Annotated in this window: 8 protein-coding genes; all 8 read left to right on the plus strand. The window is 60.0% G+C overall.

Annotated elements, in window-relative coordinates:
- Positions 1–10 precede the first annotated feature (10 nt).
- From I2I01_RS22690 to traN, 8 genes are read left to right on the plus strand one after another with little or no spacing between them, the layout of a single operon-like run.
- Complete coding sequence (locus tag I2I01_RS22690) at positions 11–2,497, plus strand: TraG family conjugative transposon ATPase (protein ID WP_196288821.1); 2,487 nt, start codon at positions 11–13, stop codon at positions 2,495–2,497.
- Positions 2,498–2,526: 29 nt separating this feature from the next.
- Positions 2,527–3,174: a hypothetical protein gene (locus tag I2I01_RS22695; protein ID WP_196288822.1), complete on the plus strand. Its 648-nt coding sequence runs from the start codon at positions 2,527–2,529 to the stop codon at positions 3,172–3,174.
- Positions 3,175–3,205: 31 nt separating this feature from the next.
- Complete coding sequence (locus I2I01_RS22700; RefSeq protein WP_196288823.1) at positions 3,206–3,853, plus strand: hypothetical protein; 648 nt, start codon at positions 3,206–3,208, stop codon at positions 3,851–3,853.
- 36 nt (positions 3,854–3,889) lie between these two features.
- A complete protein-coding gene (locus tag I2I01_RS22705; protein WP_196288824.1) occupies positions 3,890–4,276 on the plus strand; it encodes a hypothetical protein in 387 nt (128 codons plus the stop codon).
- A 45-nt stretch (positions 4,277–4,321) separates the two neighbouring features.
- The gene (locus tag I2I01_RS22710; protein WP_196288825.1) at positions 4,322–5,434 is read left to right on the plus strand and encodes a hypothetical protein; all 1,113 of its coding nucleotides are present in this window, start codon (positions 4,322–4,324) and stop codon (positions 5,432–5,434) included.
- Positions 5,435–5,473: 39 nt separating this feature from the next.
- Positions 5,474–6,088 (plus strand): conjugative transposon protein TraK, encoded by a 615-nt coding sequence (gene traK / locus I2I01_RS22715; protein ID WP_196288826.1) that lies wholly within the window; start codon positions 5,474–5,476, stop codon positions 6,086–6,088.
- Positions 6,089–6,097: 9 nt separating this feature from the next.
- Complete coding sequence (traM, locus tag I2I01_RS22720) at positions 6,098–7,291, plus strand: conjugative transposon protein TraM (protein WP_196288827.1); 1,194 nt, start codon at positions 6,098–6,100, stop codon at positions 7,289–7,291.
- A 12-nt stretch (positions 7,292–7,303) separates the two neighbouring features.
- Positions 7,304–8,167, plus strand: a complete 864-nt coding sequence (traN, locus tag I2I01_RS22725) for a conjugative transposon protein TraN (RefSeq protein WP_196288828.1) — start codon at positions 7,304–7,306, stop codon at positions 8,165–8,167.
- The last annotated feature ends 253 nt before the right edge of the window (positions 8,168–8,420 follow it).

An 8,420-nucleotide genomic window follows, 5' to 3' on the forward strand; every position in this document is an offset into this window, starting at 1 on the left:
TTCTCTGCTTATGAGCAATAAGGTTCTGCCCTCCGTATCCCTCGAATCCAAGCAGCCCATCTACAAGGTGGAGAAGGATTGCCTCATCTCGAAGAATGCGGACGTAACGGTGGCGTTTCGGCTGGATTTGCCCGAAATCTTCACCCTCTCGCGGGAAGACTACGCCCAGCTGCAGGCCGCCTTCGTGAAGGCCGTGCGCCTGCTACCCGACCACTGCGTGGTGCACAAGCAGGACTGGTACGTGGAGGATAAGTACGCACCCGGCTTCGAGGCCGAGCGCACGCTGCTCTCGTCGGCCTACGAGCGTCACTTCAACGAGCGGCCCTTCCTGAACCACTTCTGCTACCTCTACATCACCAAAACCTCGTCGGAGCGGCCCAACTGGGGCAGCACCTCGGGGCTGCTGGCCCGGCGAAACATCGTGCCCAAGGACATGCTCGACACCAAGGTATTGGAGAGCTTTTTCGACAACGTGGGCCAGTTTGTGCGCACGCTGGAAGGGGTGGGGCCTACCAACGCGCCCTACATCCGCTCGCACCGGCTTACGTCGGATGAGCTGGCCGGCACCGCCGAAAAGGCCGGCCTGCTGGAAAAGTACCTGGCGCTGGACCTGTCCGACCAGGCCCTGCAGGTGGACCTGGATTTGACCGAAGGGCTGAAAGTGGGGGCGGAGTTCTGCCAGATGTTCTCGGTGGCCAACCTCGATGACTTGCCCACCTCGGTGGAAACCGACATTCGCTACGAGCAATACAGCACCGAGTACTCGGACTTCCCCATTTCGTTTGCCGCGCCGCTGGGGCTGCTGCTGGGCGCGAATCACATCCTGAACCAGTACGTGTTCCTGGATAACACCACCAAGACGGTCAAAACCTTCGAGCAGAAGAAGGACCGGCTCAACTCGCTCTCGCTCTACTCGCGCCAGAACGCCATCAACTTCGAGTACTACAACGCCTTCCTCAACGAGCTGATTGCCCATAAGCGCCGGCCGGTGCGGGTGCACTGCAACGTGCTCACCTGGGGCCGGCATGAGGAGGAGCTGACCGAAGTGCGCAAGTTGGTGAACGCCGCCTTCAACGCCATGAACTGCAAGCCGCGGCAGAACACGGTGGACATCGCCGCGCTCTACTGGGGCGGCATTCCCGGCAACGCCGGCGACTTTCCCTCAGAGGAAACCTTCTACACATTCATCGAGCAGGCTGTCTGCTTCTGGGCCTGCGAAACCAACTACCGCAGCACCGGGGCCACCAAGGGCATTAAGCTCTCCGACCGCCTCACGGGCAAGCCAGTGCTGGTCGACATTTCGGATGAGCCGATGAAGAAGCAAATCATCTTCAACCGCAACAAGTTCGTGCTCGGCCCCTCGGGCTCGGGCAAGTCGTTTTTCACCAACCACATGGTGCGCCAGTACTACGAGCAGGGCGCCCACGTACTGCTGGTCGATACCGGCAACTCCTACAAGGGCCTCTGCGAGCTGGTGGGCGGGGTCTACTTCACCTACGAGGAAGACGACCCGATTGCCTTCAACCCCTTCCTGATTTCGGGTAAGCTCGACCTCGAGAAGAAGGAGTCTATCAAAACCCTGCTGCAGGCGCTCTGGAAAAAGGACGACGAAAGCGTGAGCCAGTCCGAGTACGTGTCGCTCTCCACAGCCGTCAGCCTGTATTACGTGATGCTGGAAGCCAACGCGCTTATCAAGCCGAGCTTCAACACGTTCTACGAGTTTGTTAAAGGACCTTATCGCAAGATTCTGGAGGAGGAAAAAGTCCGGGAGAAGGATTTCGACATCGACAATTTCATCTACGTGCTCAAGCCCTACTACCGGGGCGGCGAGTACGACTACCTGCTCAACTCCGAGAAAGAGCTGGACCTGGTGCAGGCCCCCTTCATCGTGTTCGAGCTGGACAACATCAAGGACCATCCTATTCTGTTTCCGGTGGTCACGCTCATCATCATGGAAACCTTCATCTCCAAGATGCGCAAGCTGAAAGGGGTACGGAAGATGATTCTGATTGAGGAGGCCTGGAAGGCGTTGACCACGCCGGGCATGGCGGCCTACATCAAGTATCTCTTTAAGACGGTGCGCAAGTTCTTCGGCGAGGCCATCGTGGTGACGCAGGAAATCGACGACATCATCGGCAACGAGATTGTCAAGGACGCCATCATCAACAACTCGGACTGCAAGATTCTGCTCGACCAGCGCAAGTTCATCAACCGCTTCGATGAGATTCAGGCGCTGCTCTCGCTTACGCCCAAAGAAAAGGACCTGGTGCTGAGCATCAACCGCGACAACAAGGCCACGCGGGGCCGCTACACGGAGGTGTTTATCAGCCTGGGCGGGGTCGTGTCGAAGGTGTACGCCATTGAGGTGTCGAAGGAAGAATACGTGACCTACACCACCGAGGAAACCGAGAAAGTGCGGCTGTTCGAGAAGCTCAAGCAGACCGGCGACATGCCGACGGCCATCAAGCTGTTCGCCAATGAGCTGCGCGAAGGGTAGGCGGCTGATTTCAACCAAAGGGAAAAATCATGAAAACGAGAATCACGCTCTTAAGCTTGGCCTTACTAGGTTTTGGCATAAATAAGGCTTCCGCGCAGCTGGTGGTTACGGCCCCGGTGCTGGAGGTGCAGTCGGGCGTGCAAACCGGCCTGCAGAATACCATGAAGGGCCTTTCCTCGGCGGCAAACGTGCTGGTGAAGGCCGGCGTGAAGGAGCAGGAACTGACCAAGGTCTTCTCGGAAAAGAACCTGCAGCTGGCCAAAACCTGGTACGATGGCCTGCTGCAAGTCAGCTCGGCGGTGCGTGGCTACCGGCGCGTGCAATCGGTGTTTGAGAAGCAGGGCCGAATCATTCAGAACTATTCGACGGCCATCGAAACGCTGCGCCAGTCGCCCTACGTGGCCCCGGAACAACTCTCGGCCATGACGACGATTTACACCAAAATGCTGACCGAAAGTGCCAATACGCTCTCGGATTTGCAGACAATCGTGAGCCCGGCCATGCTCAAAATGACCGATGCCGACCGGATGCGCTTCATCGACAAGCTCGACGCGAAAATCACCGACCAGCTGGGTCTCATCAACTACTTCAACCAGCGCAACCTCGTGCAGATGCACTTGGCCGAACAGAAAGCGCAGGACGCGCAGGCCCTCAATGCGCTAATGGGCGCCCGCTAAGGGCTACTTCCACTTTCACAGGCTAACTACTATGAAATCAAGCACTCAACTCCTCGTTGTGGGCCTGGCCCTGCTGGCTGGCCCGGCTTACGCGCAAATGCCGGCCGTCATCTCGGCTCCGATTGCCGAAGACCAGTCGCGTAAGCAGGTGGTGCACCAAGGCATTTCGACTACGCTGCTCGGCCAGGGCAAGGTGCTGGCGGGCGACATGACTAAGGTCAGCGGCCAGATTAAGGGCGTTATCGACCAGACCCAGGCCCTGCACGACCAGTGGTACAGCAGCCTGCTGCAAATCAGTGCCGGCGTGCGCAACTACCGCCGGGTGCGGGAAATCTACAACCACCAGGGCGAGATGATTAACCAGTTTTCAGCCATCATTCCTGAACTGCGCACCAAGCAATTGTCACCGGCCCAGCTCAGCGAAGCCTCGACGGTATACCAAGGCATTCTCACGGAAAACATTGCCCTGATGGGCGAGCTGGCCGGAGTGCTCAGCGCCAGCAAGGCCAAGATGACCGACCCGGAGCGCATCGAATTCATCGACAACATTGCCGACCGCATCAGCGAGCAGCACAACCTGATGAACTACTTCAGCAGCAAGTGCCGGGCCATCGCGCAACAGCAGGCCCAGCAGGTGCAGGACCGCGAATCGATGCGCGCTTTCATGACGGCCCGCTAGCGCGGCAGCATCCTACCCAATTCCTACTTCCGACTTATGAAAACTTTCCTTTTCCTGCCCTTGGCGCTGCTGGCTATCAGCTGCAGTTCCGAGGTGGCCAAGCCGGACCCACGGGTGGCCACCATTCACCAGCAGCACGAGCAGCTGCTGACCCAGCAAAAACAGTACGTCGCGCTGCTTCCCACGCTCACTGGCCCCGAAAAGCTCAGCCCGGCCCATATCAAGGATTCGCAGCAGCGCTTCGCTGATATGGTGCAACAGAGCCAGGACAACCTGACCGCCCTAGACCAACTCGACCCGGCGAAGGCCCAGGAACCAGCGCAAACCGCGCTGGTCGGGGAATTGGCCGCTAAGGAAGCCGGCATTCTGGCGCGCGGTACCCGGCGGCTGGCCAATGTGCACGACGAGCATTACCTGCCCTAAGCTGCATTTCCTGACTTCCCATCCCTTCAACTTTCGAACTACCACATGGACCCAACTTCCATCGACCTCAACATGGCCCTGTATGAGCAAAAGCTCGAAGGGATTTATACTGAGATGCTGACGTTTACCGCGCAGTTCATCAACCTGGGCCGCGCTATTGGTGGGGTGGGAGCATTGCTGTTCATCAGCAGCCGGGTGTGGGGCCACATTGCCCGGGCTGAGCCAATCGACTTCTTTCCACTGCTCCGGCCCTTCGCCATCGGGCTGGCCATTCTGCTGTTCGTGCCGCTGTGCTCGGGCCTGCGCGGCATCACCATGGCCGTGGCCCACGGCACCGATGCCATTCGCCTCGGGCAACTGGGGGAAGTGAACCGGCTGACGGGTGAGCGGGACCGACTGGCCGCCGATGCCAAAGCCAAATCGGACATGCAGATAAACGAAAAATACGAGGAAGACCTGGGCAAGCTCGGCGCGCTGGACATCGGTCGCAAAGCCACGCTGGCCATGAACCAGGTGCAATACTCAGTCGGCCAGAACTTTCGGGAGTGGACCAAATCCATCCTGGAACTGGGGGCATTGGCCGCCAAGCTAGCTATTAGCCTTATTTCTACTTTCCTGCTCGTGCTGCTAAGCGTGGCCGGGCCGCTGGCTTTCGGCATCGCCATCATTCCTGGTTTTGGCGGCGGGCTGATGAAGTGGTTTGGCTACTTCATCACGATTTCGCTGTGGGTGCCGGTGGCCAACATCTACGCGGCGGTACTGGCCCACGTGCAGGTCACGATGCTCAACAGCAACATCCAGCAGCTGCAGGCCGGCGGCAGCGTCGAGTCGGCCGACATCGGCTACCTGTGCCTACTGGTGTTGGCCATCGTGGGCTACCTGATGGTGCCCAAGGCAGCCGATATGCTCATCGACGGCTCGGGGGTGGGCCGCGCCGCTACCTCATTCATCACCACTACCACGGTGGGGGCAGCTGGCATCGCCGGGGCTACGGGCGGCGCAGGCCTGCGCACCGGGGCCGATGGCCTGGGAGCCGCCGTCGGCGCGGGCCAGGGCCTGGCCGGCATGGGCGGGAGCAGCAACGCCACGCGGGGCGAATCCTTCGGCCACCGGGCGGGCTCGGCGGTGCGTGAGCGAATCAATCGCCTGCGCAGCTAGGCAGAGCCGCTCCTCATTCTTTCACTTTACCATCCCGCTATGTTCGCATCCCTTAAAACCATCGACTCGGCTTTCCAGCAGGTCAAAACCCTGGCGCTGCTCTTCATTGTCGCGGTGCTGGTACTGGCTGGCACCATTGCCTACTTCGCGTTTCAGTCCACTAACGCGGCGGCCAACCGCATCTACGTGCTGGAAGGTGGGCAGCTGCTCACGGCTGGGGCGCAGGATGCGCGGGCCAACCGGCCGGTGGAAGCCCGCAGCCACGTCACGCGCTTTCACGAGCTGTTTTTTACCCTCGACCCGGACCAGAAGGCCATCGACAGCAACGTAAACAAGGCCCTGTACCTGGCCGACAATTCGGCCAAGCGGCAGTACGAGAACTTCAAGGAGAAGGGCTTCTACAATGATTTGATTGCCGCCAACATCAGCCTGGAAATGACCGTGGATAGCGTGGTGGTCACCAACTCGCGGCCGATGGTAGCCCGCTGCTACGGGCACCAGCGCGTCATTCGGGCCACCTCGGTTACGAACCGCAACTTTCTCTCTGAATGCTCGCTGCGCGACGTGACCCGCTCGGAAAACAACCCCCACGGCTTCCTGATGGAGAACTGGCGGGTGCTGAAGAATGAGGATTTGAACACCCAGCCCCGCTAATCTGCTCCCATGGAAACCAAACCGCACGACGCGCAATTTCTTCGCACCCGCAAGATGGCCACCTTCCTACCGGTGGTGGGTGTGCCCTTTCTGGCCGTGATGTTCTACCTGGGCGGCGGTGGGCAGGGTACGCCGGCAGCAGCGCAGAGCACCGCAACCGGCTTCAATACTAACCTGCCCAAAGCGGAAAAGACCACTATCACCACCAGCAAGCTCGAAGCCTATGCCAGCCCGGTTGATTCCATGCGGAACCGGGGCCTGGTCGATGCCAAGCTGGACACGGCGAAAGGCACCGGCCTGGCCTACGGCATTGGGGCCGATGGGAAAGCCGGCCCCAATGGCTCGGTGGATAAATCGGTGGCCGCCGCCCAGCAGCAACTCATTGCCGCGCAGCAGGCCCAACTCAATGGCGGTGCCAATACTTCTGCCGCCCCGGCGACCCAACCCGGAGCTCTCACGCCGCAGGAACAAATGGAGCTGATGCGCACGCAGCACGAGCGCGACCTGGCCGAGCAAAAGGCGCAGTTACAGATGGCCGCGATGCTGGCCCAGTCGAACAGCGCCGGTGGGGGAGGGGCGGCTCCCAGGGCGGTGGCCGTGGCTCCTAAAAGGAAGAAGCCCAGCACCCGGCTGCGCGCCGTGGACGATGATGCCGTGGTATCACGCCTGGGCTCCAACGGGCCGGGGCGCAAGCGCACGGCCTCTTTTCAGGGCTTCGATGCCGAAACCGGCACGGGCGGCGATGGTAACACGCTACCCGCTGTCATCCACGAATCGCAGGAAGTCGTGAGTGGCTCACTGGTGAAGATGCGTCTCACCGAGTCGGCCGTTATCAACGGCCACTCGCTGCCGGCCAACACATTCATCTACGGCAAGTGCAGCCTGGCCGGTGAGCGGCTCAGCATTACCATTGAAACGCTCAAATCAGGCAACAGCGTATTTCCGGCGGCGCTGGAAGTGTACGACGTGGACGGGCTGGAAGGCCTGCACATTCCCGGTGCAATCACCCGCGACGCCGCCAAGCAGGCCGGCGCGGAAAGCCTGGGCGCGGCCGATATGATGACCATGAGCGCCAACCCCGCGACCGCCGCGGCCGGCGTGGCGGTGAGCGCCGTGAAGGGCATTGGCCAGAAGAAAATCCGTCTGGTCAAAGTCCGCCTCAAGGCCGGGTACAACGTGATGCTCAAAGTAGACAAAGACTAACGACTCCCTCCCATGAAAACCACCCTATTTGCTACTAGCGCCCTTTTACTCGGCCTGGCGGCTGCCCCGGTGCGGGCCCAAACCTCGGCCGCCCGGATGCTCCAATACTCGGAAGCCAACAAGCTGCCGACTTACCCACTCTACATCAGCGACCAGAAAACGACCCACCTGGTATTTCCCTTTCCGGTCACTTACGTCGACCTGGGCAGCTCGGGCCTGATTGCCGCCAAGGCCACCGGTGCGGAAAACATCGTGCGGGTGAAAGCTGCTTCGGCCGGCTTTCCGGAGTCGAATATGACGGTGCTCACCTCAGATGGTAAGCTGTATTCCTTCGTGGTGAACTACCAGCACGACCCCAAGGTGCTCAGCCTCGACCTGGGCGCGGCCGGGTCGGCCTCGTCGGCACAGGGCGAAGCCATTTTATCAAACTCGCCCATCCCGCAGGGCAACCTGGATGCTTACTCCCGGCAAGCGCTGGCGGCGGGCGGCACCTCGGCCAGCGAGAGTGCCAACCAACTCAGCGTGCGCGCCGGCAACGTAGGCTACAAGCAGGAAACCCTGTTTTTCCCGCTGCACGTTGCCAATAAGTCGAACGTGACTTACGACGTGGACTTCGTCAAATTCTACATTCAGGATAAGCAGGTGGCCAAGCGCACGGCCGAGCAGGCCCTGGAAATCACGCCCATCTACGTCTTCAACGGCGGGCTGAAAAAGATTGACGCCAAAGGCCAGCTGGAACAGGTCTACATCTTCAAGAAATTCACCATCCCCGAGCAGAAGCAGCTCATCATCGAGGTGTATGAGAAGGGCGGCGGGCGCAACATTAAGCTCAAGCTGGCGAATTCTGACCTGCTCAAAGCTCGCTCGTTCAAGTAGTGGGTGGCCCGTTCACGAAGCAGTCCACCCGTTCAGAAACGGCCAAACAGGAACACCAATGCTTCATTCGCCGTTTAGAAGCAGCTAAGGGCATTCGATTTCCCGCTGAAACAGCGGTGAGGCAGGTTCCTTCCACTATTCGCACTTCTATGTCAGACTACCAAAGAGGACTCGACGAAGGCCGCAACGAGCAGTACTCCTACCAAGCCTCGCGGCAGGTGGGGCAAGGGCTTGGCAAGCTGATTGGCTGGGT

This window comes from Hymenobacter properus, from assembly GCF_015694735.1.
Taxonomy (GTDB): Bacteria; Bacteroidota; Bacteroidia; order Cytophagales; family Hymenobacteraceae; genus Hymenobacter; species Hymenobacter properus.